The 24,126-nt window shown below is 71.7% G+C and carries 24 protein-coding genes; 5 read left to right on the top strand and 19 right to left on the bottom strand.

Going from position 1 to position 24,126, the window contains the following annotated elements; all coding sequences use genetic code 11:
* Positions 1-75: 75 nt before the first annotated feature.
* Positions 76-1,881, top strand: coding sequence for an SGNH/GDSL hydrolase family protein (locus tag DEJ49_RS29940; RefSeq protein ID WP_150186988.1), 1,806 nt, complete (start codon positions 76-78; stop codon positions 1,879-1,881).
* A 16-nt stretch (positions 1,882-1,897) separates the two neighbouring features.
* Here DEJ49_RS29940 and DEJ49_RS29935 read toward each other — a convergent pair whose 3' ends face one another.
* From DEJ49_RS29935 to DEJ49_RS29920, 4 genes are all read right to left on the bottom strand, one after another.
* On the bottom strand, positions 1,898-2,677 hold the full coding sequence (locus DEJ49_RS29935) for an exodeoxyribonuclease III (RefSeq protein WP_150186987.1): 780 nt from the start codon (positions 2,675-2,677) through the stop codon (positions 1,898-1,900).
* Between the two features lie 30 nt (positions 2,678-2,707).
* Positions 2,708-3,340: an MBL fold metallo-hydrolase gene (locus tag DEJ49_RS29930; RefSeq protein WP_150188564.1), complete on the bottom strand. Its 633-nt coding sequence runs from the start codon at positions 3,338-3,340 to the stop codon at positions 2,708-2,710.
* Between the two features lie 64 nt (positions 3,341-3,404).
* Entirely contained in the window at positions 3,405-4,730 is a 1,326-nt protein-coding gene (pcaC, locus tag DEJ49_RS29925; protein WP_411757256.1) for a 4-carboxymuconolactone decarboxylase, read from the bottom strand.
* Positions 4,731-4,824: 94 nt separating this feature from the next.
* A complete protein-coding gene (locus DEJ49_RS29920) occupies positions 4,825-6,084 on the bottom strand; it encodes an arginine deiminase (RefSeq protein ID WP_150188562.1) in 1,260 nt (419 codons plus the stop codon).
* A 74-nt stretch (positions 6,085-6,158) separates the two neighbouring features.
* Between DEJ49_RS29920 and DEJ49_RS29915 the strand changes: the two genes are divergently transcribed.
* On the top strand, positions 6,159-7,082 hold the full coding sequence (locus tag DEJ49_RS29915) for an ornithine cyclodeaminase family protein (protein ID WP_150186986.1): 924 nt from the start codon (positions 6,159-6,161) through the stop codon (positions 7,080-7,082).
* A gap of 34 nt (positions 7,083-7,116) precedes the next feature.
* Here the strand turns inward: DEJ49_RS29915 and DEJ49_RS29910 are convergent, their stop codons facing one another.
* From DEJ49_RS29910 to DEJ49_RS29870, 9 genes are all read right to left on the bottom strand, one after another.
* Complete coding sequence (locus DEJ49_RS29910; RefSeq protein ID WP_150186985.1) at positions 7,117-8,415, bottom strand: sulfite oxidase; 1,299 nt, start codon at positions 8,413-8,415, stop codon at positions 7,117-7,119.
* 73 nt (positions 8,416-8,488) lie between these two features.
* Positions 8,489-9,100, bottom strand: a complete 612-nt coding sequence (locus DEJ49_RS29905) for a sugar kinase (RefSeq protein ID WP_150186984.1) — start codon at positions 9,098-9,100, stop codon at positions 8,489-8,491.
* A complete protein-coding gene (locus DEJ49_RS29900; protein WP_150173868.1) occupies positions 9,101-10,258 on the bottom strand; it encodes an ROK family glucokinase in 1,158 nt (385 codons plus the stop codon).
* Positions 10,259-10,472: 214 nt separating this feature from the next.
* The gene (locus tag DEJ49_RS29895; RefSeq protein ID WP_150186983.1) at positions 10,473-11,285 is read right to left on the bottom strand and encodes an ATP-binding cassette domain-containing protein; all 813 of its coding nucleotides are present in this window, start codon (positions 11,283-11,285) and stop codon (positions 10,473-10,475) included.
* Positions 11,286-11,293: 8 nt separating this feature from the next.
* Positions 11,294-12,349: an ABC transporter permease gene (locus tag DEJ49_RS29890; RefSeq protein WP_150186982.1), complete on the bottom strand. Its 1,056-nt coding sequence runs from the start codon at positions 12,347-12,349 to the stop codon at positions 11,294-11,296.
* Entirely contained in the window at positions 12,346-13,365 is a 1,020-nt protein-coding gene (locus DEJ49_RS29885) for a sugar ABC transporter substrate-binding protein (RefSeq protein WP_190329489.1), read from the bottom strand. The genes DEJ49_RS29890 and DEJ49_RS29885 overlap by 4 nt, the downstream gene beginning before the upstream one ends.
* A gap of 115 nt (positions 13,366-13,480) precedes the next feature.
* Complete coding sequence (locus DEJ49_RS29880) at positions 13,481-14,494, bottom strand: sugar ABC transporter substrate-binding protein (RefSeq protein WP_150186981.1); 1,014 nt, start codon at positions 14,492-14,494, stop codon at positions 13,481-13,483.
* Between the two features lie 140 nt (positions 14,495-14,634).
* The gene (locus DEJ49_RS29875; RefSeq protein ID WP_150188560.1) at positions 14,635-15,372 is read right to left on the bottom strand and encodes a GntR family transcriptional regulator; all 738 of its coding nucleotides are present in this window, start codon (positions 15,370-15,372) and stop codon (positions 14,635-14,637) included.
* Positions 15,373-15,515: 143 nt separating this feature from the next.
* The gene (locus tag DEJ49_RS29870; RefSeq protein WP_150186980.1) at positions 15,516-16,316 is read right to left on the bottom strand and encodes an SAM-dependent methyltransferase; all 801 of its coding nucleotides are present in this window, start codon (positions 16,314-16,316) and stop codon (positions 15,516-15,518) included.
* 139 nt (positions 16,317-16,455) lie between these two features.
* On the opposite strand from DEJ49_RS29870, the gene DEJ49_RS29865 reads away from it, so the two are divergent.
* Entirely contained in the window at positions 16,456-17,484 is a 1,029-nt protein-coding gene (locus tag DEJ49_RS29865; RefSeq protein ID WP_150186979.1) for a Gfo/Idh/MocA family oxidoreductase, read from the top strand.
* Between the two features lie 18 nt (positions 17,485-17,502).
* On the opposite strand, the gene DEJ49_RS29860 is transcribed toward DEJ49_RS29865, so the two are convergent.
* From DEJ49_RS29860 to DEJ49_RS29845, 4 genes are all read right to left on the bottom strand, one after another.
* Positions 17,503-17,946, bottom strand: coding sequence for a PaaI family thioesterase (locus DEJ49_RS29860; RefSeq protein ID WP_150186978.1), 444 nt, complete (start codon positions 17,944-17,946; stop codon positions 17,503-17,505).
* Positions 17,947-17,955: 9 nt separating this feature from the next.
* Positions 17,956-19,161, bottom strand: coding sequence for a cytochrome P450 family protein (locus DEJ49_RS29855; protein ID WP_150188559.1), 1,206 nt, complete (start codon positions 19,159-19,161; stop codon positions 17,956-17,958).
* A 97-nt stretch (positions 19,162-19,258) separates the two neighbouring features.
* On the bottom strand, positions 19,259-19,930 hold the full coding sequence (locus tag DEJ49_RS29850) for a response regulator (protein WP_150186977.1): 672 nt from the start codon (positions 19,928-19,930) through the stop codon (positions 19,259-19,261).
* On the bottom strand, positions 19,927-21,183 hold the full coding sequence (locus tag DEJ49_RS29845) for a sensor histidine kinase (protein WP_150186976.1): 1,257 nt from the start codon (positions 21,181-21,183) through the stop codon (positions 19,927-19,929). Before DEJ49_RS29845 ends, DEJ49_RS29850 begins: the two co-directional genes overlap by 4 nt.
* 168 nt (positions 21,184-21,351) lie before the next feature.
* On the opposite strand from DEJ49_RS29845, the gene DEJ49_RS29840 reads away from it, so the two are divergent.
* Positions 21,352-21,558, top strand: a complete 207-nt coding sequence (locus DEJ49_RS29840; RefSeq protein ID WP_150186975.1) for a hypothetical protein — start codon at positions 21,352-21,354, stop codon at positions 21,556-21,558.
* A gap of 1 nt (position 21,559) precedes the next feature.
* On the opposite strand, the gene DEJ49_RS29835 is transcribed toward DEJ49_RS29840, so the two are convergent.
* On the bottom strand, positions 21,560-21,970 hold the full coding sequence (locus tag DEJ49_RS29835) for a ribonuclease domain-containing protein (protein ID WP_150186974.1): 411 nt from the start codon (positions 21,968-21,970) through the stop codon (positions 21,560-21,562).
* Between the two features lie 180 nt (positions 21,971-22,150).
* Between DEJ49_RS29835 and DEJ49_RS29830 the strand changes: the two genes are divergently transcribed.
* The gene (locus DEJ49_RS29830) at positions 22,151-22,912 is read left to right on the top strand and encodes an SDR family oxidoreductase (RefSeq protein WP_150186973.1); all 762 of its coding nucleotides are present in this window, start codon (positions 22,151-22,153) and stop codon (positions 22,910-22,912) included.
* An 83-nt stretch (positions 22,913-22,995) separates the two neighbouring features.
* Here DEJ49_RS29830 and alc read toward each other — a convergent pair whose 3' ends face one another.
* Complete coding sequence (alc, locus tag DEJ49_RS29825) at positions 22,996-24,126, bottom strand: allantoicase (protein ID WP_150186972.1); 1,131 nt, start codon at positions 24,124-24,126, stop codon at positions 22,996-22,998.

Here is a 24,126-nt window from a genome sequence, read left to right as displayed (position 1 = left end):
TGCGGCCCGGTCCGGTGAGTTCGCGTCGTGTTCAGGCGCCCCTCATTGACTCGCCTCCCGTGCCTCCTTAGCTTCATGGCGCATCTGCCACCGCGGGAGGGGACTGTCGTGCGCCGACGTATCTGGGGAACGGCCGCCGTGCTCGCCTTGTTCACGGGCCTCGTGCCGGTGACGTCGGCGCGGGCCGCGGCACCGCACAGACCCGTGCCGCTCCCCTTGGAGCGGCTCTTCGACAACCGCGCGGTCAGCGACGACGCGCGTCCCGCCGCCGCGGACTTCGACGGTTCGGGCGGCTCCCTGTCCGCGCGGGACCTGACGGCCGCGGGCTGGACTCCCGGGCGGACCCTCGGCATCGAGGGGGCCCGGCTCACCTGGCCGCGGACCGCGCCGGGCAGGCCGGACAACGTGCGCGCCGACGGCCAGTCGGTACGGGTGCGCGGGCGCGGCGACGCCCTCGCCTTCCTGGTCGCCGGGACGGGCGGCGAGGCGAGCGGCACGGGGACGGTCCGCTACCGGGACGGCTCGCGGGGCACCTACCGGCTCACCGCGCCGGACTGGCGCTCGGGACCGCTCGCCACGAAGTCCGTCGCCCTGCCGCACATCAACACGCCCGGCGGCCAACTCGCCGAAAGGGCACGGCTGTACGTGGTGACGGTGCCGCTGGCCCGCGGACGCGAGGTCGCCTCGGTGCACCTGCCGCGCGACCCTGGCGCCCCGGACCTGCACGTGTTCGCCCTGTCGGTGCGGGCGGAGACCCGGGGCTGGACGGGCACGTGGTCGGCGGCGACCGCGGGCTACACGGCGGTGGGGCCATGGGCCGACCGGACCGTGCGGCTCGTCGTCCACACGAGTGCGGGCGGGCCGCGGGTGCGCATCCGGCTCGACAACACGTTCGCGGCGGGTCCGGTGCGGATCGGCAGCGCGACGGTGGCGGTGCAGGAGGCCGGGGCGGGGGCGCGGGGCGCGCCGCGGCCGCTGTCGTTCCGCGGCGCGCCGGGCACGGAGCTTCCGGCGGGCGCCCAGGCGTACAGCGACCCGCTCGACTTCGATGTGCCGGCCGACGCGAACCTCCTGGTCAGCTTCCACCTGCCGGGCCCCGTCGCGGCGGCGCCCGTGCACAGCCAGGCCATCCAGCGCTCGTACGTCAGCGGTCCCGGCGACCACACGGCGGACGGCTCCCCGGCGGCGTACACCTCGACGATCACGTCCTGGCCGCTGCTCACGGGGGTCGACGTCGGCGGCGGGCCCGGCTCGGTCGTGCTGCTCGGCGACTCGATCACCGACGGCGTGAAGTCGACGCAGGACGCCAACCGGCGCTGGCCGAACGTCCTGGCGACGCGGCTCCTGAACCAGTCCGACGTACCGGCCTACGGCGTCCTGAACCAGGGGATCTCCGCGAACCGCGTGGTCGCCGACCGCTATCCCGGGGACGGCGTCTCCACCGACACGGGCGGCGTGAGCGCCCTGCACCGCCTGGACCGCGACGTCCTCGCCCAGACGTCCGCGCGTACCGTCGTCGTCTTCGAGGGCATCAACGACGTGCGCTGGGGCGCCTCGGCGGACCAGGTGATCGCGGGGCTCCGCGAGATCGCCGACCGCGCGCGGGCGCGGGGGCTGCGGACCGTGGCGGCGACGATCGCGCCGTGCGAGGGCGAATCCCTGTGCACGGCCGCCGCGAACCAGCAGCGGGAGGCCGTCAACGCCTACCTGCGGGGCGGTGACGACTTCGACGCCGTGCTCGACTTCGACGCCGTGCTGCGGGACCCCGCGCACCCGGCGCGGATCCTCCCCGCCTACGACAGCGGGGACCATCTGCACCCGGGCGACACGGGCCTCGCGGCACTGGCGGAGTCGGTGGACCTGCGGCTGCTCGTGCCGTGACGCGTGTCCGTGGGGCTCAGACGTCGAGGTCGACCACGACGGGGGCGTGGTCGGACGCGCCCTTGCCCTTGCGCTCCTCGCGGTCCACGTACGAGTCGGAGACGGCCTTCGCGAACGGCTCGTTCCCGTAGACGAGGTCGATGCGCATGCCCCTGTTCTTGGGGAAGCCGAGCTGGCGGTAGTCCCAGTACGTGAACGGGTGGGCGTACTTCAGGGGGCGGGGCACGACGTCGGTGAGGCCCGTCTCGCGCAGGGCCGCGAGGGCGGCGCGCTCCGGCTCGGAGACGTGCGTGGCACCGACGAAGAGCGCCGGGTCCCAGACGTCGTCGTCGGTCGGTGCCACGTTGAAGTCGCCGAGGACGGCGAAGGGGCGGGGGCCCGCCGCGTCCTCGGCGACCGCCGCCTTCAGGGCCTCGAACCACTGCAGCTTGTACGCGTAGTGGGCGTGGTCCACCTCGCGGCCGTTCGGCACGTACACCGACCAGAGGCGGACGGGGCCGCAGGTCGCGGAGATCGCGCGGGGCTCCTCCGCGCCGTCGTACCCCGGCCCGCCCGGGAGGCCCTTGACCACGTCGTCGAGGCCGACCTTGGAGACCAGCGCGACACCGTTCCACCGGCCCGTCGCGTTCACCGCCGATTCGTACCCCAGCTCGCGGAGCGCTTCGGCGGGGAACTGCTCGGCCGTCGTCTTGGTCTCCTGGATGCACAGCACGTCCGTGCCGGTGGCCTCCAGCCAGGCCAGGAGCCTCGGCAGACGGGCGGTGATCGAGTTCACGTTCCAGGTCGCAATGCGCATGCCTCACAACCTACCGGGCGGCACTGACACTCACAGAGCCGCCGACTCCCCCGGCGTCAGACGCACGTGCTCGGCCCCGCCGAGGGAGCCGATCTGGTTGTCGTAGATCGGCCGGGCGAGGTCGGTGAGGAGCGCGTCGTGGATGTCGTAGGCGCGCTGCGGCTTGACCTCGCGTACGTAGTCGATCACTTCGGAGATCTTGTTCCAGGGGGCCATGACGGGCAGCATCAGCGTCTCGACGGGCTGGTCGGGGACGGTGAGGGCGTCGCCCGGGTGGAACACGGAGCCGTCGACGAGGTAGCCGACGTTGGTGATGCGCGGGATGTCCGGGTGGATGACGGCGTGCAGTTCGCCGTGGACCTGGACGTCGAACCCGGCGGCCGTGAACGTGTCGCCGTGTCCGACGGTGTGCACGCGGCCGGGGAAGGCCGCCGAGATCTGGTCCGCGACCGACTTGAGGGTCCAGATCTCGGCTCCGGGGCGGGCCTCCATGGCGGCCCGCAGCCGGTCCTCGTTGAAGTGGTCCGGGTGCTCGTGCGTGACGAGGATGGCGTCGGCGCCGAGCGCGGCGTCCTCCTCGCTGAAGCCGCCGGGGTCGACGACGAGCGTGCGCCCGTCCTTTTCGAGACGCACGCACGCGTGGGACTTCTTCGTGAACGTCATGCGGGGCGCGCGCCCGGCCCTGCTGTCGGGAGATTCGGGAGATGTCGTCATGCCTCCCATCCTGCTACTCCTGCGGCGTGGTTTCCTCACGGATCACGGCCTGCGCGACCTTGAAGGCGGAGTTCGCCGCGGGGACACCGCAGTACACGGCGGCCTGCAGCAGGACCTCCTTGATCTCGGCAGGGGTCAGACCGTTCCGCAGCGCCGCCCTGGTGTGGAAGGCCAGCTCGTCCAGGTGGCCGCCCGCGACGAGCGCGGTGAGCGTGACGCAGCTGCGGGAGCGGCGGTCCAGGCCGGGCCGGTTCCAGATCTCACCCCACGCATAGCGGGTGACGAGCTCCTGGAAGTCCTCCGAGAAGTCGTCGGCGGCGGCGAGCACGCGGTCGACGTGCGCGTCGCCGAGCACCTCGCGCCGCACCTTCATCCCGGCGTCGTACAGATCGGGGGCCGCGTTCCCCGGCACGGCCTCGGGCTGCTCCACGGGGCCGATCTCGGCGACGGGCGAGACGGGCGCGGGCGACGGGCCGAGTACGGGCTTCGGCGGCACGGCGGCGATCGCCGACTGGCCGCCCATGGTGGCGTCGGGTGCGGCCTGCCAGGCGGTCGAGAAGTGCCGTACGAGCAGGTCCGTGACGGCGGCCGGCTGCTCGACGGGGGCGAGGTGCGAGGCACCGGGCACGACGGCGAGCCGCGCGTCCGGAATCCCGGCGACGAGCGTACGGGCCTCACCCTGCCCGGTGACCTGGTCCTCGGACCCGACGAGCACGAGGGTGGGCACCCCTATCCTGCCGAGCTCGGCGCGCACGTCGAAGGCGGCGAGGGCCTCGCAGGCGGCGATGTAGCAGCCGGGGTCGGTGGTGCGCACCATCTGCACGGCCCAGTCGGTGATCGCGGGCTGCGCGGCGGCGAAACCGGGCGTGAACCAGCGGTCGGGGGCGGAGCGCGCGATGGGGTCGAGGCCGTTGCTGCGCACGATGACGCCGCGCTGGCGGAACTCGTCGGCGGTGCCGAACCGCGGCGACGCGGCGATCAGCGCGAGCGAGGCGACGCGGTGCGGGTGCCGCAGCGCGAGCTCGGCCCCGATGGCACCGCCGAAGGCGCAGCCCGCGTACCCGAAGCGGTGCACGCCGAGCTCGTCGAGGGTGGCGAGCAGCCGGTCGGCGAGCTCCCCGACGGACCCGCACGGGTGCGCGGGCGCCCCGCCGTGCCCCGGCATGTCGAAACGGAACACCCGCCACTGCCGGACCAGCTCGGGTATCTGCCGGTCCCACATGTGCCAGGTCGTACCGAGGGAAGAGCCCAGGATCAGAACCGGGGCGTCTTCCGGCCCGTCGAAGCGGTATTGCAGGGTTTCAGTCGTCGTCTTGCTCACCCGCTCACGCTCCCACATCTCGCGGGGCCCGGACGACACGGGTGTTGGCCTCCACCAAACCGCCGCAGACTTCCCTCGCACGCAGACTTTCCGCGTACAACGGGCCGGAACGTCAGAAACCGACCGCGTCCCGGATCAGTGGGCAGGTCATGCAGTGGCCGCCGCCGCGGCCGCGGCCCAGTTCGGCGCCGACGATCTCGATGACCTCGACGCCCGCCTTGCGCAGCAGCGCGTTGGTCTGGGTGTTGCGGTCGTACGTGAAGACCACGCCCGGTTCCAGGGCGACGGCGTTGTTGCCACTGTCCCACTGCTGGCGTTCCGACGCGTAGGCGTCTCCGCCCGTCTCGATCACTTTTATCGAGGGGAGCCCGAGCGCCTCGGTGACGACGTCGACGAAGGTGCGGGAGCCCTCGTCGGTGATGGAGACGCCGGCCGGTCCTTCGCCGGGGCGGAGCGTGAACGCGTGGACGTCGTCCATGATCTTGGGGTAGAGGGTGACGATGTCGCGGTCGGCGAAGGTGAAGACGGTGTCGAGATGCATCGCGGAGCGGAGCTTCGGCATGCCTGCGACGACGACCCGTTCGGCGGCGCCGTTGGCGAACAGGGCGGCGGCGACCTGCGTGATGGCCTGGCGGGAGGTGCGTTCGCTCATGCCCATGAGGACGACGCCGTTGCCTACGGGCATGATGTCGCCGCCCTCGAACGTCGCCTGGCCCCAGTCGAGTTCGGGGTCGCCCCACCAGACGGTGGCGCCGGTGAAGTCGGGGTGGAACTGATAGACCGCCTTCATGAGCAGCGTCTCGTCGTGCCGGGCGGGCCAGTAGAGCGGGTTGAGGGTCACGCCGCCGTACAGCCAGCACGTGGTGTCGCGGGTGTAGAGGGTGTTCGGGAGCGGCGGCATCAGGTACTCGCCGACCCCGGTGGACTCGCGGACGAGCGAGACGTACGCGGAGCGGTACTCGTCCGGCAGGTCCGTGGTCGCGAGGCCGCCGATCAGGTACTCGGCGAGTCGTCGCGGTTCCAGCGTCTCCAGGTAGGCGCGGGTGTCGTCCATCAGGCCGATCCCGACCTGGTTCGCGGTGATCTTCCGTTCCAGGAGCCAGTCCCTGGCGCCGGGGACGCCCAGGGTCTGCGCGAGCAGGTCGTGCAGCTCGACGACCTCGACCCCGCGGCGCCGCAGCTCGGCGACGAAGTCGGCGTGGTCGCGCTGCGCGTTCTCCACCCACATCACGTCGTCGAAGAGGAGGTCGGCGGAGTTGGTAGGGGTCAGGCGGCGGTGTGCGAGGGCGGGCGCGCAGACCAGGACCTTGCGGAGTCTGCCGACCTCGGAGTGGACGCCGTAGCCCGGACCGGAGGTGTTGCTGCTCGTCACACTCGTCACGGAGTGCCTTTCCGTCTACGCAGGTGCCTGTGCAATTTAACGCTTACGTGGGAGATTGTCCTGATATGCACATCGATGCCGGAGCCATTGAACGCCTCGTCCCCATGTCCGCCGCGATCGACGCGCTGGAGGCCGTCCTCGTCGCCGGGCTCGACCCGGAGGCGGAGCCGGACCGCGGAGTCGTGGACGTGCCCGGCGGGCAGCTGCTCCTGATGCCGTCGGCCACGGCGTCGTACGCGGGCGTGAAAGTCGCCACGGTGACGCCGGGCAACGCGGACCGCGGTCTCCCCCGCGTCCAGGGCCTGTACGTCCTCCTGGACGGCGGGACCCACACCCCGCTGGCCCTTCTGGACGGCATCGCGCTGACGTCGCTGCGCACCCCGGCCGTGTCCGGCGTGGCCGTCCGGAGGCTGGCGGTGCCGGACGCCGGGCGGCTCGTCGTCTTCGGGACCGGGCCGCAGGCGTGGGGGCACGTGGAGGCGGTGCGGGCCGTGCGTCCGGGGCTGCGCCACGTCGACGTGGTCGCGCGGAACGCCGGCCGCGTGGCGGACTTCGTCGCGCGCTGCCGCGCCGTCGGCCTCTCGGCGTCCGCGGCGACGGCGGACGCCGTGGCCCACGCCGACGTGGTCTGCTGCTGCACCACGGCGCGCGAACCCCTCTTCGACAGCGCCCTGCTCCGCGACCACGCCGCGGTCGCCGCGGTCGGCTCCCACGAGCCGGACGCCCGCGAGGTCGACGCCCGTCTCGTGGGCCGCGCCTCGGTGGTGGCGGAGTCCCGCGCGGTGGCGGCGCGCGAGTGCGGCGACCTGGTCCTCGCCGCCGCCGACGGCGCCTTCGACCCGACGCGGCTGCACACACTGGACGCCCTGGTCCGGGGCGAGGTGGAGATCGACGAGGGACGCCCGCGCCTTTTCAAGTCGGCGGGGATGGCCTGGGAGGACCTGGCCGTGGCGGCCGCCGCGTATGAACGGTGGGCGGCCGCCCGGTGAGCGGTTACGGGTTCCGTGCCGGCAGGACGGGCCTTCAGGCGCTGACCGTCACCGCGTGCCGGATCATTGCGCCGAAGAGATACCCCTGGGTGTTGTGCACCGTCGTCTCCGGCTGGGTGCGGCCCGTGGAGTCCGTCGCGCGGGAGAGGAGTTCGGCCGGGCCGGGCCTGTCGGGCTTCCACGGGACGGACCAGCGGGTCCAGGAACCCTCCTGCCCTCGGTCGTGCAGCCGCGCGGCCCGCCAGGACGCGCCGCCGTCCGTGCTCACGTCGACCCGGGTGATCGCGCCGTCGGCCGACCAGGCGCGGCCCGTGAGGCGGTGCCGGGTGTGCGCGGACAGGTCCGCGTTCCAGGGGAGCTCGAAGGCCGACTTGATGGTCTGCCGGGTGAGCGGTGCGCTGCCCTCGGGCGGGTACGCGTCGCCGAACAGCCGGTAGAAGTCCGTGTTCCAGGGCGAGTACAGGGGCTGGGTGGAGACCTCGATGTCGCCGAGCCACTTGATCGAGGAGATGCCCACCCAGGACGGGGCCAGGAGACGCACCGGGTAGCCGTGGTCGGGCGGCAGAGGGGCGCCATTCATCTCATACGCGAGGATGACGTCGTCCAGCGCCTTGGAGATCGGCATGGGGCGGCGCACCCGGCCGTAGTTCGTACCGTTCGACGTGACGTACTCGTCGTCGAGGCCGCGCGGCATGATGTCCACCGCACGGCGGGAGAGACCGGCCTTCTGCAGGACGTCGGAGAGGCGTACGCCGCGCCAGTGGGCCACGCCGATCGCGCCCGTCGTCCAGGGAGTGCCCGAGCCCGCCCGGCCCTGCTGCGTCTTGAAGAAGTTCCTTGCGTTGCCCGCGCACTCGACGAACGCCGTGCGCGTCACCGGCTTGAAGCGCCTGAGGTCCGCGAGGGTGAACTCCCGCGCACGGCCGGTCAGCCCGTCGCCCCAGACGTTCAGCTTCCAGGACGCCGCGTCGAGACGCGGGGTCGACGTGTGGTTGCGGACGAAGAAGCGGGAGACCGGGGTGGTGAAGCCGGTGTCGGCGAACGACTCGAAGCGGGCCTCGGCGTTCGTGCCGTGGACGATGAACCACTCCGGCGGCAGGGGCTTGACGATGCCCGGCTCAGCCGCCGTGGCGCGGGGCGCCGACAGGGTCACCGGCACCGTCGAGGCCAGCCCGGCGGCGGCGACCAGCCGCAGCATGTCGCGGCGCGCCACGCCACCCGCGCGGGCCTGTCCCGCCCACCACTGGTGCAGTCGGCGGCGATCGTACGACGCCTCCGACTCCGGGGCGCCCGTTGTGCCCGTCGCGTCCGTTGACTCCGTGTGTCTGCTCATGGCGACACGGTAGGAAAGGGCGACCGCGGCGCACCGGAGATCGCCTTGATCTTCACAATCGGCGCCGTTTGTTTCAGGGCGTCGTCGTGGAGACCACGTAGACCATCGGATGCTGCGCGTTGGAGCGGTCCACGACGACGTCCAGGGTCGGCGCCGGGTCCTTCTGCCGGTGGGTGAGGCCGTACCAGGGGCCGGGGCCCGTGAACTCCCAGCCGACGACGTTCCGATCGCGCTCGCTGATGGTGATGTCGTCGGCCTTGAAGGCGCTCTCCTTGCTGCCGATCTGCTGGAGGAACCGGGTCAGGCCCGCGTTGCTGGTGAGGAACTGGACGTAGAGACGGCTGGTGCGCCAGTTGTTCGTCTCGTAGTAGGCGACCTCTTCGGAGTACGGCTGGACCGGTACGTCGTACAGGCGTCGCTGCACCCGGGAGGGCCAGCCCGCGGTGAGGCCCGTCGCGGAGTACTTGTCCTCCTTGTCGCGGCCGCTGTTCCGGCTCTGGTTCGCGGAGATCACCAGGTAGCCGGCGGGCACGCCGATGAGCAGCACGATGATGATCGCCGTGAACCAGCGGCGGCGGATCATGTGGCTGCGGGCCTCGGTCTTGCGGGCCGGGCCCCCCTCCCCGTCCGGCGGCTCGGGTGCGCCGGATCGGTCCGGGGACGAGGGCTGGCGTGGCACGGTCATCTACTGGGTTCCCTGGGATGTGCGGTCGTCGGTGCGGCGCGCCTCTGCGTAGCGCTCGTAGCGTTCGTAGCGCTCCACGCGGCGCCGGTTGGCGCGGCGGAAGCGGCGGGCGACCAGGCGGGCCAGGTCGGCGGCGCCCACCATGCCGGCCTCGGGGCCGAGCTGGGCGCGGGCGATGCGGGCCTCGGGGCGGTAGCCGCGGCCGGTCAGGTGGCGGCGGAAGGCGTCGCGGGCCGGGCCGATCAGGAGGTCGTCGGCGGCGCTGACGCCGCCGCCGATCACGAAGCAGGAGGGGTCGAGGGCGGCGGCGAGGTTGGCGATGCCGACGCCGAGCCACTGGCCGATGTCCTGGAGGAGCTCGACACACATGGCGTCGCCCTCACGGGCCAGCTCGGTGATGAGGGGGCCCGTGATGTCCGGGACGTTGCCCTTCACGCGCTCGATGATGCCGTACGCGACCGGGGAGTCGGCGGCGGCGAGCTCGCGGGCCTCCCTGACCAGGGCGTTCCCCGAGCTGTACTGCTCCCAGCAGCCGCGGTTGCCGCACGGGCAGCGGTGGCCGCCCGGGACGACCTGCATGTGCCCGAACTCGCCGGCCACGCCGAACTTGCCGCGCTTGACGGCGCCGTCCTCCAGGATCGCGCCGCCGATGCCGGTGCCGAGGGTGATCATGACGAGGTGGTCCTCGCCGCGGCCCGCGCCGAAGCGCCACTCCGCCCAGGCGGCGGTGTTCGCGTCGTTGTCGACCATGACGGGCACGGCCAGACGCCCGGAGATCCGGTCGCGCAGAGGCTCGTTCCGCCAGGACAGGTGCGGGGCGAAGAGCACGCGGTTGCGGTCCGCGTCGACCCAGCCCGCGGCGCCGATGCCGACGGCGTGCACGTCGTGGCGGTCGGACAGGTCGAGGACCAGCTCGACGATGGTGTCCTCGACGACCTTCGGACTCTTGGACTTGTCCGGGGTCTCCGTGCGGAGGGTCTCCAGGATGTTGCCGTCGGGGTCGACGACGCCCGCCATCACCTTGGTGCCGCCGATGTCGATGCCGACGGTGTTGACGCGGGGCGCCGTCAGATGCGATCGGCGTTCGCGGGTGCCCACGGTCCGCAGAACGGTGGCTCGTGCGGAGCCGCGGTGCGCGAGGTCGCGGTAGGTGCTCATTGCGGCGATTCTGCCTCACCCCTGCCGGGGCGCGCACAACGGGACCCCGGCGCGGGGAGCGTATCGGCGGGGCCGGGCCCCGGGTGGCCCAGGGGCGCGGGGAACTGCGCGAGCAACCCGCGAAAAGCCGCAGACGCGTCTGCTGAGTGCCGAGCAGATGCGGCTGCGGCTCCGTCGTGGCTGAGCGCGCAGTTCCCCGCGCCCCCCGAGGGGCCTAGCGGCCCTCCAGTTCGTGGCGGAGGTCGTCGAGTTCGCTGCCGCCCGCCATCTGGCGGGTCAGTTCGTCGAGGGTGATGTCGTCGCGGGTGTAGCTGCCGGACATCGCGCCGCGCTTGAGGAGGACGAAGCGGTCGCCGACCAGGTACGCGTGGTGCGGGTTGTGGGTGATGAGGACCACGCCCAGGCCCGCGTCCCGCGCCGCGGCCACATACTTGAGGACGACACCGGACTGCTTCACGCCGAGCGCCGCGGTCGGCTCGTCCAGGACGAGGACCTTCGCGCCGAAGTAGACGGCGCGGGCGATCGCCACGCACTGCCGCTCGCCGCCCGAGAGCGTGCCGATCGGCTGGTCCACGTCCCGCAGGTCGATGCCCATGCGGAGCAGCTCCGCATGCGTCGTCGTCCGCATGAAGTCGACGTCCATGCGGCGGAAGGGACCGACGCCCTTCGTCGGCTCGGAGCCGAGGAAGAAGTTCCGCCAGACCGGCATGAGGGGCACCACGGCGAGGTCCTGGTAGACCGTGGCGATGCCCCGGTCCAGCGCCTCGCGCGGGTTGGAGAACCGCGCCTCCTCGCCCTCGATCGTGAAGGAGCCCGCGTCGTTCCTGTGCAGCCCTGCGATGATCTTGATGAGGGTGGACTTGCCCGCGCCGTTGTCGCCCAGCACGCAGGAGATTTCCCCCGCGTGCACTTCGAGGGAGACGCCTTCGAGCGCGCGGATGTTGCCGTAGTACTTGCTGACGTCGTCGAGCTCGACGAGCGGCGTACGCCCGCCCCCGTCCTCGGGGACCGCGTCGGTCTTCGTCATGTCCGTGGTCACTTCGTCGCCTCCGCGCGCTTGCGGACCCAGTGGTTCAGGAGGGTCGCCAGGAGCAGCATCACGCCGAGGAAGAACTTGAACCAGTCCGAGTTCCACTCGGCGAACACGATGCCCTTGCTGACCATGCCGAAGATCAGCGCACCGACGGCCGCGCCGACCGCGGACCCGTACCCACCGGTGATGAGGCAGCCGCCGATGACGGCCGCGACGATGTAGATCAGTTCGTTGCCGACACCCTCGCCGGACTGCACGGTGTCGTACGAGAACAGCAGGTGCTGGCCGGAGATCCAGGCGCCGAACGCGACGCCCATGTAGAGGCCGATCTTCGTCTTGGCGACCGGGACGCCGACCGCGCGGGCCGCTTCCTCGCCGCCGCCGACCGCGAAGATCCAGTTGCCGACGCGGGTGCGCAGCAGGATCCAGGTGGCGACCACGATCAGGGCGAGCCACCAGAGGATCGTGATCTTGAAGTCGACGCCGCCGATCGTGATGGTCGAGGCGAAGACGTCCTTCGCGGAGGAGAAGCCCTCCATGTCGGAGATCGACTTGGTGGAGACCGTGCCGCTGATCAGCTTCGTGAAGCCGAGGTTCATGCCGGTCAGCATCAGGAACGTGCCGAGCGTGATGATGAAGCTCGGCGGGTCCGTGCGGGTCAGCATGACGCCGTTGAAGACGCCGATGGCGAGGGTGACGAGCAGCGAGACGCCGACGCCGACCCAGACGTTCGCCGTCATCTGGTAGCTGAACATCGAGGAGATCAGGGCGGAAGACGTCACCAGGACGCCCGCCGACAGGTCGAACTCGCCGCCGATCATCAGCAGGGCGACCGGCACCGCCATGATGCCGAGGGTCGACGCGGCGTACAGGACCGTCGCGAGGCTGGTGGCCTGGAGGAAGCTGTCCGCGACGAACGAGAAGAAGAGGAAGACGGCGACGGCGCCGACCACCGAGCCGAGCTCGGGACGGCCCATCAGCTTCTTCAGCGGCGAGGTCTTGACCAGCCGCTCGTCGGTCTTGGCGTCCGGCGCGGGCGCCGGTGCTGTCGCGGTCATCGGGTCCCTCGCTTCGCGTATTCCTCCAGCTCGGCTGCCTGGTCCTTGGTGATGATCTGCGGGCCCGTGAGGACGGGCCGGCCACCGCCGAGGACGTCGGCGTTGTACTTGTACAGCCACAGCAGGTCGACGGCCTGGTAGCCCTGGAGGTAGGGCTGCTGGTCGACCGCGAAGCCGAGGTCGCCGGACTTCAGGCCCGCCGCGACCTTCTCGTTCAGGTCGAACGTGTCGACCTCGGCCTTGCTGCCCGCGCTGTCCGCGGCCTTCACCGCGGTGTCCGCGAAGGGCGCGCCGAGCGTGACGACGGCGTCGATGGACTTGTCGGTCTGCAGCCGGGCCTCGATGGAGGACTGCACGTCGGGCATGTTGGTGCCGGTCACGTACAGGTTCTGGATCTTGCCGTCGAAGGTCTTCTTGGCACCCTCGCAGCGCTGCTCATGACCGACGTTGCCCTGCTCGTGCAGGATGCAGAGCGCCTTCTTCTTGCCGCGCTTGTTGAGCTCCTCGCCGACGGCCTCGCCCGCGATCGTCTCGTCCTGCCCGATGTGGGTGAGCGCGCCGAAGTCCTTGGACTCGGCCGAGCCGGAGTTCACGGTGATCACCGGGATGCCGGCCTTCTCCGCGCGGGCCAGGGCGCCCTTCATCGCGTCCGGCTTGGCCAGCGTGACGATGATCCCGTCGACCTTCTTGTCGATGTAGGAGTCCACGAGCTGGGCCTGCTGCTGGGCCTCGTCGTCATGGGCGTAGAGGAAATTGATGTTGTCCTTGCGGGCGGCCTGCTTGGCACCGCTCTGGACGATGTCCCAGAAGGTGTCGCCGTCGCCCGAGTGGGTCACCATGCCGAAGGTCCAGCGCGGCGTGTTCACCGCCGCCTTGCCCTGGGCGGTCGCCGCCTTGCGGGCGTCCTCCGCGCGTTTCCCGCCGGTGCTGCTGCATCCGGTGAGTCCCGCGGTGACCCCGAGCACCGCCACCAGCACGGCGCCCACCGTACGTACCCCTGTCTTCACCCTTGCCACGACGCCGTGCCCTTCTTGCTCTGCTGCTCTGTGCGGCCGGTCCGGATCCCCGGCCCCAGCCGCCCAAGTATCGACCACGCGGATCACGTGTGTGTCCATCGGGTGCCGCGAGTGTTCATCGCGTACCGCGTGCGGTGTACTTCTCCAGCTTCGGCACGTCCTTCCCGGTGACGAGGGCGGGCCCGGTGAGGACGGGCTTGCCGCCTCCCAGGACGTTGGCGTTGGTCTTGTAGAGCCACAGCTCGTCCACCGACAGGTAGCCCTGGAGGTAGGGCTGCTGGTCGACGGCGAAACCGACCTCCTTCGCCTTGAGCCTCTTCACGACCTCGGCGTTCAGGTCGAACGTGTCGATCTCGGCCTTGCTGCCCGTATCCTCCTTGGCCTTCACCGAGTACGCGGCGATGGGCGCGCCGAGGGTGACGACCGCGTCGATGTCCTTGGTGGCCTGGAGCTTCGCGCTGATGGAGGACTGGGAGGCGGGCGCGTTGGTGCCCTCGACGTTCAGGTTCTCGACGGAGCCGCCGAAGCTTTTCTTCACTCCGGCGCAGCGCTGTTCGAGCGAGACGTTGCCCTGTTCGTGGATGACGCAGAGCGCCTTCTTCTTGCCGCGCTTGTCGAGCTCGTCGCCGACGGCCTCGCCGGCCACCGACTCGTCCTGCCCAATGTGGCTGAGCGCGCCGAACTCCTCGGAGAACTCGCCGCCCGAGTTGATGGTGACGACCGGGATACCCGCGGCCTTCGCCTTGCCGAGCACGGACCGCATCGCCTCGGGCTTGGCCAGGGTCACGATGATCCCGTCGACCTTCTTGTCGACGAAGGACTGGACGAGCTCGGCCTGGCCCTTGGCCTCTTTGTCGTTGGCGTAGAGGAACTGGACGTTGTCCTTGCGGGCGGCCTGCTTGGCGCCGCTGCGGACGATGTCCCAGAAGGTGTCGCCCTCGCCCGAGTGCGTGACCATCGCGATCTTGAGCCGGGGCGTGTTCACACCCGTGCCGCCGCCCCCGCCGCCGTCCCCGGACTTGTCCTCGTCGTCCTTGCCGCCGGAGCTGCTGCAGCCCGCGGCAAGCGCGATCACCGCCAGACAGGCGACGACGCCCTTCGCCGTACGGGCCGTGCGGGACGTACGCATGACTGTGCGGGACGTACGCATGACTGTGCGGGATGTACGCATGGTGGACCACCCCTCGTCTCCCGGCCGCCTCGGTGCGGCTGGAGGAGTTCTAGCGGGGGGCGCGCGGCACCGTCAATAAGTTTGTCAGAACATTCTGACTACGGCCGTACGAGGAGCTGGAACTCGAAGGAGTACCGCGAGGCCCGGTAGACGTGCGAGCCGAACTCGACGGCGCGTCCCGTGTCGTCGAACGTGGTGCGCCGCATCGTGAGCAGCGGGGCGCCCGCCGGCTCGGCGAGCAGCTCCGCCTCGTCGGCGGTGGCGGCGCGGGCGCCGACCGACTGGCGGGCGCTGTGCAGGGTGAGGCCCGCCGCGCGCATCAGGCGGTACAGCCCGGTGGCCTCAAGACGCGCCGGGTCGAGGTCGAGGAGGCCGGTGGGCAGGTGGTTGCGCAGGTGGGCCATGGGCTCTCCGTGCGCGAGCCGGAGCCGCTCGACGAGGTGCACCTCGTCGCCCTCGGCGACCCCGAGCGCCGCCGCGACCTCGGCCGTGGCGGGTTCGAGGGCGGCGCGCAGGACTCGGGTCTCGGGGCGCTGGCCCGCGGCTTCGAGGTCGTCGTAGAGGCTGCTGAGCTCCAGGGGCCGCTTGACCTGGCTGTGCACGACCTGGGTGCCGACGCCCCGCCGCCGCACGAGCAGCCCCTTGTCGACGAGGGACTGGATGGCCTGCCGCACCGTGGGCCGCGACAGGCCGAGCCGCCCGGCGAGCTCGATCTCGTTGCCGAGGAGGCTGCCGGGCGTGAGGGCGCCGCGCTCGATCGCCGCTTCCAGCTGCTGGGCCAGCTGGAAGTAGAGCGGGACGGGACTGCTGCGGTCGACGCCGAGCCGGAGGTCCACGGTGGGGTCCTGGACCGGCTTGTCCTGGGCTGCTTTGGCGACTGGTTTGGACACGTGGCGAGCGTAGTCCCAGGAGATGATGACGGGAAGTTCTTAAGTTCTGTTGTCCGGACAAATTCGGCCGCCCGGCGTGATGCTCTCCGTCAGACCTTGCGGGCCACCGCCCCGTACATCGCGATCGCGCTGTCGTCGATGCCGTCCTGCTCGGGGCCCGGGCGCCACTTGTGGACCTGGGTGACGCCCGGGTCGACCAGTTCCATGCCGTCGAAGAACGACGTGGCCGTCGGCAGGTCGCGCAGGGCCATGGGCATGCCCTGCGCGGCGTACTCGTCGGCCACCCGGCCCACCTCGCCGGGGGCGAAGTCCGCGGTGCCGATGGTCATGGCGAGGAAGCTGCCCGACGGCAGCGGTTCCAGGAGACGCTGGACCAGGCGGCGGTCGTCCGGGGGCAGGATGAAGTGGAGAATGCCGATCACCATCAGGCCGACCGGCTCCTTCAGGTCGATCAGCTCGCGGAACTCCGCGCTGTCCAGGATGGCGTCCGGGTCGTGCATGTCCGCGTCGATGTACGCCGTCGCGCCCTCGGGCGTGCTCTGCAGGAGGGCGCGGGCGTGGGCCAGGACGATGGGGTCGTTGTCCACGTAGACCACGTGCGACTCCGGCGCCACCTCCTGCGCCACCTCGTGGAGGTTGGGCGCCGTGGGCAACCCGGTGCCTATGTCGAGGAATTGGCGGATGCCCCGCTCCTCGGCCAGGTAGCGTCCGGCGCGGTGCATGAAGCGGCGGTTCTCCAGCATGTGCACCGGCAGCGCGGGCCAGTGCTCGCACATCGTGTCGCCCGCCGCGGCATCCACGGGGTAGTGGTCCTTGCCGCCCAGGATGTAGTCGTACACCCGCGCCGAATGCGCCGTCGAGGTGTCGATCCGATCGCCCGCGCCGTGCATGGGCCGCTCCAATTCTCCGTGTTCCCACCGGACTTCGGTGTCCCCGCCGAACCTACGCCACCCCACGGTGGGAACCGCGTAAGTTCTGTTGTCAGGACAAAGGATTGACAGGGCCGTCCGGCGTCGCGAGGGTGGGTGCATGCGCATCGGACTGATCGGAACGGGCCGCATCGGCTCCTTCCACGCGGCCGCCCTCAGCCAGCACCCCGACGTGTCGTCCCTGGTGATCGCCGACGCCGACCCCGCCCGGGCCACCGCCCTCGCGGCGCGGACCGGGGCGACGGCGGTGCCGTCGGCGGACGACGTCTTCGCCGCGGGGGCGGACGCCGTGGTGATCACGGCGGCGACCTCCGCGCACGCGGAGCTCATCGGCAGAGCGGCGCGCGCGGGCCTCCCCGTGTTCTGCGAGAAGCCCATCGCCCTCGACCTGCCGGGCACGCTCGCCGCTCTCGCCGAGGTCGAGGCCGCAGGGACCGTGCTGCAACTCGGCTTCCAGCGGCGCTTCGATGCGGGGTACACCGCGGCGCGCGAGGCGGTCCGCGCGGGCCGGCTGGGGAGACTGCACACCGTGCGGGCGATCACCTCGGACCCCGCGCCGCCCCCGGCCGCGTACCTGCCGCTCTCCGGCGGCCTCTACCGCGACTGCCTCGTCCACGACTTCGACATCCTGCGGTGGGTGACGGGCCGCGAGGTCACGGTGGTGTACGCGACGGGGTCCGACGCGGGACCCGCGATGTTCCGCGACGCGGGCGACGTCGACACGGCGGCCGCGATACTCACCCTCGACGACGGCACCCTCGCCACGGCCACCGCCACGCGCTGCAACGGCGCGGGGTACGACGTCCGCATGGAACTGGCGGGCGAGCACGACCAGTTGGCCGTCGGTATGGACGAGCGCACGCCGCTCACGTCCCTGGAACCGGCGGGCCCGCCCGCTCCGGTCAAGCCCTGGCCAGGTTTCCTGGAGCGCTTCGCCCCCGCGTACGAGGCGGAGCTCGCCGCCTTCGTCGAGGTGGTCCGCGGCGCACGCACGAACCCCTGCGACGGCCGCGAGGCGCTGCACGCCCTGCGGATCGCGGAGGCGTGCGAGCTGTCGCGGCGGGAGCGGCGGCCGGTGCGGATGGCGGAGATCCCCGAGGAGTTCCCCCAGGAGATCCCCGCCGGCTGAGAGCCTGCGCCCGAGACCTCAGGCCGTGGAGAGCACCGTCCCCTGCGCGATCGCGCACAGCGTCTCCGTGCCCTCCTCCCCCACCGCGACCAGCTCACAGCGCACCGTCGCCTGACGCCGGCCCGAGTGCACCACGGCGGCGTGCGCGATGAGGGTCACGCCGGTCGCCGGACGTACGTACTGGATGGAGAACCCGGACGTCAGGACGGCCGGGCCGAGCGTCGTGCCCGCGGCGAACGTGATGCTGTTGTCCGCCGCGTACGCCAGCACGCCGCCGTGCAGGAAGCCGTTCTGCTGCCGGAGCTCGTCGCGCACCCCGATCTCCAGCGTCGCCGCGCCCTCACCGAACCGCGTGATGCGGGCCCGCACGAGGCGGCTGAACGGCTGGGCCTCCAGGACCTTCTGGGCCATGGCGAGGTCGAGGGGGTCGGAAACCGGCTGCGCGGCCGTGGGCTCGGTCATGACCGACTACTACCACCGGACGGGAAGCCGCCGCATCCCCCTGATCAGAGTCCCGGGCAGCCACTCCCCCGGCGGCCCGTCCGGCGCGAGGCCGGGGCAGCGCTCCAGGAGCGACCCCAGCGCGATCTGCGCCTCGACCCGGGCCAGCGGGGCACCCAGGCAGTGGTGCAGGCCGTGCCCGAAGGCCATGTGGCCCTGCGGGGCGCGGCGGATGTCGAAGCGGTCTGGCCCGGAGAAGCGGGCGGGGTCCCGGTTGGCCGCGGCGAGGCCGATCCGGACGATCGCGCCCCTCGGTATCACCACGCCACCCAGCTCGGTGGGCTCGGTCGCGAAGCGGTACGTCGCGCTCTCCAGCGGGCCCTCATAGCGCAGGGCCTCCTCGATCGCGCCGTCGAGGAGGGTCATGTCGGCGCGCAGAGCGGCCAGTTGGTCGGGATGGGTGAACAGGGCGTGCACGGCATTGCCGATCAGGTTGACCGTCGTCTCGTGTCCCGCGATCAGCAGCAGGAAGGCCATTCCGCGCAGCTCGGAGGTGGAGAGGCGGTCGCCGCCCTCGTCGTCCGTCGTGCGGATCAGCGCGCTCAGCAGGTCTTCGCCACCGCCCGAACGCCGCTTCTCCTCGACCAGTTCGGCGAGGAACGCTGCGAGTTCCTCGAAGGCGGCGCGTTCCGCCTCCTGGTCGGGCGAGGCCACGACTCCGTTGGACAGGCGGCGGAACGTGGCGCGGTCGATGTCGGGGACGCCGAGCAGCTCACAGATCACGGTGATCGGAAGGTGGAAGGCGAGCGCTTCGAAGAGGTCGGCGCGCCGGGTCGTGGCCGACTCGCCGTGGACCAGCATCTCGTCGAGGAGGTCGTCGGTGATGCGCTGGATGCGCGGGCGCATGGCCTCGACACGGCGTGCGGTGAACTCCCGGGTGATGAGAGCACGCAGGCGGGTGTGCTGGGGCGGGTCGGCTATCAGCAGGTGGGTGCCGATCAGCTCTTCCTCGTGGAAGGCGAAGCCCGCCGCCGCGGCGGACTTGGCGAAGCGCGGGTCGCGGAGGGCGGTTCTGCCCTCTTCGTACCCCACCACCAGGTACGTGTCGTCCATGTCCTCCGGAGGTGGCAGACGGACGCGGTGGACCGGTCCCAGCGTGCGGAGTTCCGCGTAGACGGAGTGCGGGTCCTCTCGGAACCGCGGGCCGTACGTATCAAGATCGATGCTCTCCGCCATGTGGGTCCCCTCCCAGGTGCTCATGTGGCCAACGTGCCGGACGCGGCGCTCTGTTCCCGCCCGCGTCCCGTTCATCCGTTCCGGTGATCCGCCCTGCTCAGCCGTCCTCGTCCAGGAGCCCCGCGTCGTGCGCCAGCAGCGCGATCTGCACACGGTTGTTGAGGTCGAGCTTGGTCAGGATCCGCGACACGTGGGCCTTGACCGTGGCGACGCTCAGGTACAGCTGCGCCGCGATGTCCGCGTTCGACCCGCCGCGCCCGACCGCGACGGCCACCTCGCGCTCCCGCTCCCCCAGCGTCGCGAGCCGGTCCAACGCCCGGCGCCTGCGGTCGAGCTGCGGGTCGACGCCGGTGACCTGCGTGATCAGCTGCTGGGTCACCGTCGGCGAGAGCACGGGCTCCCCCGCGGCCACCGCGCGCACCGCCGCGACGATCTCGGCCGGCGCCGTGTCCTTCAGGACGAACCCTGCCGCGCCCGCGCGCAGGGCGCGCAGCACCTGTTCGTCGGCGTGGAAGGTGGTGAGGACGATGACTTCGGGCGCGCCGGGACGCCTGCGCAGCGCCTCGGTGGCGGCGAGGCCGTCCATCGTGGGCATGCGGATGTCCATCAGGACGACATCGGGCTCGAGTTCGCCGACCAGCGGGGCGACTTCGGTGCCGTCGCCCGCCTCGCCGACGATCTGGATGTCGTCCGCGCCGCCGAGCATGAAGGAGAGCCCGGCCCGCACGAGCGGATCGTCGTCGACGAGGAGCAGCTTGATCGGTTTCATGACGCCCACGGTAGCCAGGCCTCCAGGTGGAATCCGCCGTCGGTCCCGGCCTCGTGGCCGAGCCTGCCGCCCGCGAGCGAGGCCCGCTCGGCGAGCCCGATGAGGCCCTGTCCCGAGCCGGGCACCGCGGGCACGGGGCCGGGCGGCGCGGGGTTGTGGACGGACAGGGTCAGGCCCTTGCCGGGCGCGCCCGTGACGGTGACGGTCACTTCGGCGCCGGGGGCGTGTTTGCGGGCGTTGGTCAGACCTTCCTGGGCGATGCGGTAGGCGGTGCGGCCGAGGGCCGTGGGCACGGAGGCCGGGTCGGCGACGCGGTTGTGGAGGACGACCTTCATGTCCGCGTCGCGGGACTCGGCGATCAGAGTGTCGAGGGCGGCGAGGGTGGGCTGCGGGCGGCCGGAGGCGTCCGCATCGCCGCCGCGCAGGACGCCGATGACCTGGCGCAGGTCCTGGAGGGCCTCGTGGGAGCTCTCCCTGATGACACCGGCCGCCCTGACGATCTCCTCGCGGGGTGCGTCCGGGCGGAACTCGAGGGCGCCCGCGTGGACGCTGAGCAGGGTGAGGCGGTGGGCGAGGACGTCGTGCATCTCGCGCGCGATGTCCTCGCGGGCGAGCCGTTGGGCCTGTTCGGCGCGGAGCGCGGCCTCGTTCTCGGCGCGGACGGCCCGGTCGCGGAGGCTGAGCAGGAGTTCGCGGCGGGAGCGCACGAACATGCCCCAGCCGATGACGGTGATGGTCAGCAGCACGCCGAAGGCGATGGTGATGCCGTACGACATGGTGGCGTCGGGGCGCAGCCAGTAGGTGAGGGGGACGACGGCGACCGAGGCTCCGCCGATCCAGGCGACGTACCGGAACGGCCGGTGCACGGCGAGGGTGAAGAGCGCGATGGCCGCGGCGCCGCCCGCCGTGTCGGAGGCCACCGAGACCGGCACCATCGCGAGGGCGAGGCCGACGGGCCACCGTCTGCGCAGCCAGACCGCGGCGCAGGCCAGCGCGCCGAGCACCTGGTCGAACTCCGCCCAGCCCGGGGAGATGTGCGGGTTGCCGGTGACCGCGTCGGCGCCGAGCATCCCGATGACGACGGCGGCGAAGAAGCAGGTGAAGTCGGCGATCCAGTCGCGGACGGTCCGCCGCGCCTTGCGTCCGGCGCGGCTCGGGTCGAACTCCCGCGCGATGGCGGAGGGCAGCGTCCAGGGTCTCCTGGTCAGGGGCCGCTCGCCCTCGGCGGGTCGCGTGGGATCAGTGCCGCTCATGGTCGATAAATCTACGCACCGCGGGTGCCCGTGCACGTTCCTCACGCGTGATCGTGCGTGATCGTCTACCAAAGTCGCGCAGGTCCGCGACTTTCGGACCCGCTCGACGTGAAGATCCTCGCCCCGCGGCGGATGCCCGCGCGGAAGGTGCGGGACGAGGATCTTTGTATGAAGCAGCTACTGGAGTTCCTCGGTGTGGCCCTGTTGTTGCAGGGCGCGGTCGGCCTGGTCCACAGCTTCACCGGCGAGCTGCGCGGCTGGGGTCTCGTCCAGCGCCTCGGCTTCCTCGACGGTTACGAGACGTACGCGAGCGGGGCCCTCATCGTGCTGGCCTGCGCCCTGTTCGCCGCGCTGCGGAGTTTCCCGCAGAACTGACTCAGCAGCCGTGGTCGACCAGGTCGAACGACGCGTAGTGGTCGGACGTGTAGTAGTCCTCCTGGTTCTTCTCGCCGGTGACGATGCGGCGGGCGCCGCGGTTGTCGGAGCCCGGCGTGACGACCGTGTACTCGTGGTAGTAGCCGGAGCTCTGCTTCGGCAGCTCGCCCTCGCGGTTCTGGAAGACGGTGCCGTCCTGCGGGTACGGGTAGGGGCCGCCCGCCTCGATCAGGTCGAGGGTGTCGTGCGCCTGGGAGGGCAGCGCGGAGAGACAGATGTCGCCGACCGCGGTGACGGAGTGCGAGACGGGGGCGGTGTGGGTGACCGGGGCCGCGTTCGCCGTGACGGGGCCGCCGATGAACAGGGCGGCGGCAAGGGCAGTGACGCTGACGATTCGTGGGGGGATTCGCATGGGACCAGTGTGACGCGCGTAGAGGTTGTCGTGTCAACGACAAGTGAGGGGAATTTTCCGGGAGTTAACCGACCGGAGGCGGCCGTACAGCTACGTGTCCGATTGCCGCCAGCCGACTCCCGCGCGAACGCCTTTCATTGAACCCACAAGCACTTGGCGCTTCAAACGGAAGGTTCCGACATGTCTACTCCCACCGGCACGACGACTCCCCTCACCGGCAGGACGGCCCTGGTCACCGGCGGCAGCCGCGGCATGGGCGCGGCGATCGCGCTGCGGCTCGCCCAGGAGGGCGCGGACGTGGCCCTCACCTACGTCCACGACGAGGCGGCCGCCGACGAGGTGGTCACGAAGATCCGGGCCATGGGGCAGCGCGGCTTCGCCATCCGGGCGGACGCGGCGGACGCCGGGGACGCGGCGGGGGCGGTCGACCGCGCCGCCGACGACCTCGGCGGCCTGGACATCCTGGTGAACAACGCGGGCATCGGTGTCCTCGGCCCCATCGGCGACCTGACGCTCGCCGACATCGACCGGGTGATGGCCGTGAACGTACGAGGGGTCTTCCTGGCCTCGCAGACGGCGGCCGCCCGGCTCCGCGACGGCGGGCGCATCATCACGATCGGCAGCTGCATCGCGCAGCGCGTCCCGGGCCCCGGCGGCACGCTGTACGCGACCAGCAAGGCCGCGCTGATCGGTCTCAACAAGGCGCTGGCGCGGGAGTTGGGCGGCCGGAGGATCACGGCGAACCTGGTGCAGCCGGGCCCGATCGACACCGACATGAACCCGGCGAACGGCCCCTTCGCCGACGGCCAGAGCGCCATGACCGCGCTGGGCCGCTTCGGTTCCGCCGCCGAGGTGGCGTCCCTGGTCGGGTATCTCGCCGGGGACGACGCGGCGTACATCACCGGCACCGAGCTGTCGGTGGACGGCGGTCACGCCGCCTGAGGCCCGCGCGCCGGGGGCAGGACATGGGTGTGGGGCGCGCCGGGGCTGTCCACCCGGCGCGCCCCACGTTCAGTGGGGGCGGATCAGCCGCCCAGCTCCTGGTGGCGGGCGGCCAGCTTGGCCGCGCCGTCCTCGGTCAGCGTGCCGAACAGGCGCAGGCGGGAGATGCCGCCGTCCGGGAAGATGTCGACGCGCACGTGCGTGCCGACGACCGGGGCGTCCAGGACGAAGCGGTGGTTGGTGTCGGGCTGCAGGCGGGTGCGGGGCAGCGCCTCGACCCACTCGCCCGACGCGCCGTCGCGCACCGAAAGGGAGGCCCAGCCGGCCGAGTTGCCCTTGAGGTAGGCCGTGTCGATCTCGACCGCGCGGATCTCGGACTGCTGGACGAGCTGGTAGCGGATCCAGTCGTTGCCGGTGTCGCGGCGGCGACGGGTCTCCCAGCCGTCGTCCATCTTGCGGGAGCGGCCCGGCTGGATGGTGTTGGTGGCCGGGGAGTAGAAGCGGTCGGACGCGTCCTCGACCTGGCCGCCGTTCTCCAGGGCCACGACGTCGAACGTGCCGAGCGCGGCGAGCCACTTGGGGTCGGCGACGACCTCGCCGTACACGCGCAGGCGGGCGATGCCGCCGTCCGGGTGCTGGTTGACGCGCAGGTGCGTGAAGCGCTGCTCGATGTCGACGGCGAAGCCGTTGGCGGCGTGACCGCCGACAGGGGTGCGCGGGACGAGGGTCGTCCACTTCACGTCGTCGGCGCAGAGCTCCTCGGGCGTCGGCGAACCGTCGACGCTGGTGCCCTCCACGGAGACGGCCTGCGGGTAGTTGCCGCGGAAGTGGGCGGTGTCGATGACGATGCCGCGTACGATGCCGGGCGCGCCGAGCCGTACGAGCGCCCAGTCGTGGTCGTCCTCGGTGGGCCACGGGTGCTCGCCCGAGACACCGCGCCGGCGGCGGGTCTCCCAGCCGTCCATGACCTTGCCCTTGTGGCCGAAGTGTTCGGGGTCGAACACGGCCGGGTGGGCGAGCAGCAGGTTCTCGCGCATCGCGAAGAACTCGTCGTTGGCGGCGATCACACCGGCGCCGAGCTGCCGGTCGGCGAGGTTGGCGTACTGGGTGAAGGGGAAGTCGGCCGTGCGGTAGTCGGCGTAGGGCTCACCGCCGCCGTAGGGACTGGCGTCGCCGGTGAAGGAAGCCAAAGGGGATATGTGCTGCGCCGTCAC

Origin of the sequence: Streptomyces venezuelae, from assembly GCF_008642335.1 — a bacterium.
Classification (GTDB): Bacteria; Actinomycetota; Actinomycetes; order Streptomycetales; family Streptomycetaceae; genus Streptomyces; species Streptomyces venezuelae_F.
The sequence above is the reverse complement of the archived record's forward strand: the minus strand, read 5'-3'. Positions and strand labels throughout refer to the sequence as shown.

What these genes read in the sequence shown, in the direction of transcription:
- DEJ49_RS29835 (WP_150186974.1), bottom strand. Translation starts at nt 21,970, where the DNA reads ATGCGAATCCCCCCACGAATCGTCAGCGTCACTGCCCTTGCCGCCGCC.
- DEJ49_RS29865 (WP_150186979.1), top strand. Translation starts at nt 16,456, where the DNA reads ATGCGCATCGGACTGATCGGAACGGGCCGCATCGGCTCCTTCCACGCG.
- DEJ49_RS29830 (WP_150186973.1), top strand. Translation starts at nt 22,151, where the DNA reads ATGTCTACTCCCACCGGCACGACGACTCCCCTCACCGGCAGGACGGCC.
- DEJ49_RS29860 (WP_150186978.1), bottom strand. Translation starts at nt 17,946, where the DNA reads ATGACCGAGCCCACGGCCGCGCAGCCGGTTTCCGACCCCCTCGACCTC.
- DEJ49_RS29935 (WP_150186987.1), bottom strand. Translation starts at nt 2,677, where the DNA reads ATGCGCATTGCGACCTGGAACGTGAACTCGATCACCGCCCGTCTGCCG.
- DEJ49_RS29930 (WP_150188564.1), bottom strand. Translation starts at nt 3,340, where the DNA reads ATGACGTTCACGAAGAAGTCCCACGCGTGCGTGCGTCTCGAAAAGGAC.
- pcaC (WP_411757256.1), bottom strand. Translation starts at nt 4,730, where the DNA reads ATGTGGGAGCGTGAGCGGGTGAGCAAGACGACGACTGAAACCCTGCAA.
- DEJ49_RS29895 (WP_150186983.1), bottom strand. Translation starts at nt 11,285, where the DNA reads ATGACGAAGACCGACGCGGTCCCCGAGGACGGGGGCGGGCGTACGCCG.
- DEJ49_RS29845 (WP_150186976.1), bottom strand. Translation starts at nt 21,183, where the DNA reads ATGAGCGGCACTGATCCCACGCGACCCGCCGAGGGCGAGCGGCCCCTG.
- DEJ49_RS29905 (WP_150186984.1), bottom strand. Translation starts at nt 9,100, where the DNA reads ATGACCGTGCCACGCCAGCCCTCGTCCCCGGACCGATCCGGCGCACCC.
- DEJ49_RS29910 (WP_150186985.1), bottom strand. Translation starts at nt 8,415, where the DNA reads ATGAGCAGACACACGGAGTCAACGGACGCGACGGGCACAACGGGCGCC.
- DEJ49_RS29915 (WP_150186986.1), top strand. Translation starts at nt 6,159, where the DNA reads ATGCACATCGATGCCGGAGCCATTGAACGCCTCGTCCCCATGTCCGCC.
- DEJ49_RS29940 (WP_150186988.1), top strand. Translation starts at nt 76, where the DNA reads ATGGCGCATCTGCCACCGCGGGAGGGGACTGTCGTGCGCCGACGTATC.
- DEJ49_RS29855 (WP_150188559.1), bottom strand. Translation starts at nt 19,161, where the DNA reads ATGGCGGAGAGCATCGATCTTGATACGTACGGCCCGCGGTTCCGAGAG.
- DEJ49_RS29900 (WP_150173868.1), bottom strand. Translation starts at nt 10,258, where the DNA reads ATGAGCACCTACCGCGACCTCGCGCACCGCGGCTCCGCACGAGCCACC.
- DEJ49_RS29880 (WP_150186981.1), bottom strand. Translation starts at nt 14,494, where the DNA reads ATGCGTACGTCCCGCACGGCCCGTACGGCGAAGGGCGTCGTCGCCTGT.
- DEJ49_RS29870 (WP_150186980.1), bottom strand. Translation starts at nt 16,316, where the DNA reads ATGCACGGCGCGGGCGATCGGATCGACACCTCGACGGCGCATTCGGCG.
- DEJ49_RS29840 (WP_150186975.1), top strand. Translation starts at nt 21,352, where the DNA reads ATGAAGCAGCTACTGGAGTTCCTCGGTGTGGCCCTGTTGTTGCAGGGC.
- DEJ49_RS29890 (WP_150186982.1), bottom strand. Translation starts at nt 12,349, where the DNA reads ATGACCGCGACAGCACCGGCGCCCGCGCCGGACGCCAAGACCGACGAG.
- DEJ49_RS29850 (WP_150186977.1), bottom strand. Translation starts at nt 19,930, where the DNA reads ATGAAACCGATCAAGCTGCTCCTCGTCGACGACGATCCGCTCGTGCGG.